Genomic DNA, 2,654 nt, shown 5'->3' with positions numbered 1-2,654 from the left:
AGAAATGCCGCTTCCTGATACGCGCCCGAAATACATCCCGACCAGAGTGCAGGATCTTTACGCAGATGGTGGGGAACAGATTCATCGCAGACAATATCACTGATGACTGCTTTTCCCCCACGTTTTAGTACTCGAAAAACTTCCTGCAGTAACTGACTGCGATCACTCTCGCGCACCAGGTTTAAAACACAGTTTGAAATGACACAGTCAATTGAGTCGTCCTGTATTAATGGTGACTCCCCTCGCAGTCGTTCTTCCAGATTGCGTAACTCCAGCCAGCGCGACTGACTGTCAATCGGGTGCGCTGACAATTCCCGATTCAACAGGTCCAGATCCAGCTTCAGGTCCTGGATCAGACCGCTGTGAAATTCTACATTTGAGTATCCCAGTTGATCGGCGACTTCCTGCTGATATTTGCGGGCCAGAGCCAGCATCTCCGCGTTGCAGTCCACTCCGATTACTTTTCCGGAAGGTCCCACAATCTGGGAGGCGATATAACAGATTTTTCCTCCTCCTGAGCCCAGGTCGAGTACCGTATCGCCGGGCGAGAGATAAGGGGTCGGATCACCACAACCGTAATCCTTTTCCAGAATCTCTTTCGGAATGATCGATAAATATTCCTGGTTGTATTCGACAGGACAGCACAGTGCCTGTTCCGTCTGTAGTGCCGCGTTTGCATAACGGGCATAGACTGATTCTTCTTCACTGGCTGGAGATCGTGTATTGACAGGATTCATCTTGAGCAAGGTCCTTTTAAAGTCCGGTCGGTTTGTATTGAATTCCTGACGAAAACAATTGCTTGACGTAAATGATTGTCTGGAGTTCTTTCAGTATAGTCGAGTCGATGAATTTCAGAAACATTGCATTTCCGAATGAAGAGTTCTTTTGTAAGTTTGCATTATGGACTACGATCATTTCAAATACTGTGAAACGAATTACATTTCCACTTTAAGTAGAAAAAATGAGTACCGTCAAACAGGGGGAAAAAGTCTGCTCGATTTCCGTCATTATTCCCATATTACAGGGGGATGACAGCTGGCAGGCTTTACTGGCAGACTTGGTTGCATTTCCTGAATCCAGTGAATTTCTGTTTGTCTCAAACGGTATGGCTCCGCATGATTTGCGGGATCAGCTGACGGAATATGGGCTAAACAGCCGCAGCAACTGGCATTGTACAACCAGGGGCAGGGCGATCCAGATGAATCATGGGGCACTCCACGCGAAATCTGAGTACCTGTTGTTTTTACACGCTGATTCTCGCTTAAGCCACTCCGCTGTTCAGCAGCTGTTAGATACTCTGGAATCACATCCAGATACGTTACTTTATTTTGATCTCAAATTCCGGGATCAGAGTTTTTTGCTGATGCAACTGAATTCCTGGGGTGTTTATTTTCGTTCGCATGTTCTGGGAATTCCCTTCGGTGATCAGGGGTTCTGCCTGCCGCTCAGTTTATTTCGCGAACTCAAGGGGTTTGATGAAGAGGCTGCTTATGGAGAAGATCATCTGCTGGTCTGGGCGGCCAGGCGCCAGAGAATACGGCTCAAGTGCATCGGCGCAGAAATCGAAACCAGTGCCAGGAAATACCAAGAGCAGGGCTGGCTGAAAGTGACATTCAGGCATCTCTGGTTGACTGTACGGCAGGCCCTTCCTCAGTTTTTACTTCTGATAAAAGATCGAACCAGGAAATGCCGCAAAAACAAGGTGCCATCGCAGTCTTCGTAAAAACACCTGGTTACTCTCCACTGAAGACCAGGCTGGCACATTCCGTCGGCACAGCGCGCGCGGAACAGTTTCATATCCTTTCTACGAAAGCAGTCGCAGCAGTCGTGCAGGCTGTCTCTCAGCAGAAACCAGTGACTCCCTTCTGGGCGGTTGCCGAACCGGAGGCAGTTCGGGATTCACTCTGGAGTCAGTTCGAAACCATTGATCAGGGAGCAGGGGGGTTAGGCCAGCGGCTGGCTCATGTACAACAGCAGTTAGTACCACCCAGGCATTTCGTCATTTTTCTGGGGGCGGACACTCCGCAACTGTCGGTTGACTTACTCAATGAAGCGATCGAGATGCTATCCGTTGAAAGCGAAACGCCGCAATTTGTGATGGGACCTGCCTGCGATGGGGGCTTTTATCTGTTTGGCAGTCAGATTGCGATCGATCCAGAAATCTGGCTGAAAGTGCCTTACAGCGTTGAGAGCACTGCACGTGTACTCGGCGAACAGATTCAGGATCTGGGTGAAATCCATCTGCTGCCTGAATTGAGTGATGTGGATACCGTTCAGGAACTGCCACTCGTGGCGCGTCAATTATCGACAGGCGAAGAGTGGCTGGAAGAACAGTTGCGGGTTCTTAACTGGATTCAGGAATGGCAAGCACAGTCAGATTAGTCTGGCTGAGTCGCTGTCACGTCTGACGCCGCAGGACTGACCGTCAGTTCGGGCTCTAAAGTTTTCTCGTCAGCACTTCCCTGGACGACCATGTACAGCGAACTGACTGCAAGCAGCATCAGCAGGCAACGTTTGAAAATCACAGGATTGATGCGGGGGCCAACCAGGGTGCCCAGCGCCATGCCCACAATGACAAACGGAATCACAATTGTAGAGGTGAGGATGACAGGCATCGTCACCAGCCCCATGAGCGCTAAACCGATCACGCGTGT

4 protein-coding genes are annotated in these 2,654 nt (G+C 49.9%); 2 read left to right on the top strand and 2 right to left on the bottom strand.

Going from position 1 to position 2,654, the window contains the following annotated elements; genetic code table 11:
- Window positions 1–737, bottom strand: a 737-nt coding sequence (locus AACZ40_RS28930) for a methyltransferase domain-containing protein (protein ID WP_339677146.1), incomplete at its 3' end; no start/stop codon positions are given.
- Window positions 738–961: 224 nt separating this feature from the next.
- Between AACZ40_RS28930 and AACZ40_RS28925 the strand changes: the two genes are divergently transcribed.
- Window positions 962–1,723, top strand: a complete 762-nt coding sequence (locus AACZ40_RS28925; protein WP_291174872.1) for a TIGR04283 family arsenosugar biosynthesis glycosyltransferase — start codon at window positions 962–964, stop codon at window positions 1,721–1,723.
- Window positions 1,687–2,382, top strand: a complete 696-nt coding sequence (locus AACZ40_RS28920; protein ID WP_291174870.1) for a DUF2064 domain-containing protein — start codon at window positions 1,687–1,689, stop codon at window positions 2,380–2,382. The genes AACZ40_RS28925 and AACZ40_RS28920 overlap by 37 nt, the downstream gene beginning before the upstream one ends.
- Here the strand turns inward: AACZ40_RS28920 and AACZ40_RS28915 are convergent.
- Window positions 2,379–2,654 (bottom strand): hypothetical protein (locus tag AACZ40_RS28915; protein WP_339677144.1); only part of this gene is annotated, 276 nt, incomplete at its 5' end. The genes AACZ40_RS28920 and AACZ40_RS28915 overlap by 4 nt on opposite strands.

Origin of the sequence: uncultured Gimesia sp. (genome assembly GCF_963972345.1) — a bacterium.
In the GTDB taxonomy this organism is placed as follows: Bacteria; Planctomycetota; Planctomycetia; order Planctomycetales; family Planctomycetaceae; genus Gimesia.
Note: the sequence above shows the minus strand (reverse complement) of the source record. Positions and strands in the feature narration are given on the sequence as shown.

Coding starts and splice junctions, on each gene's coding strand:
- AACZ40_RS28920 (WP_291174870.1), top strand. CDS start 1,687: ATGCCGCAAAAACAAGGTGCCATCGCAGTCTTCGTAAAAACACCTGGT.
- AACZ40_RS28925 (WP_291174872.1), top strand. CDS start 962: ATGAGTACCGTCAAACAGGGGGAAAAAGTCTGCTCGATTTCCGTCATT.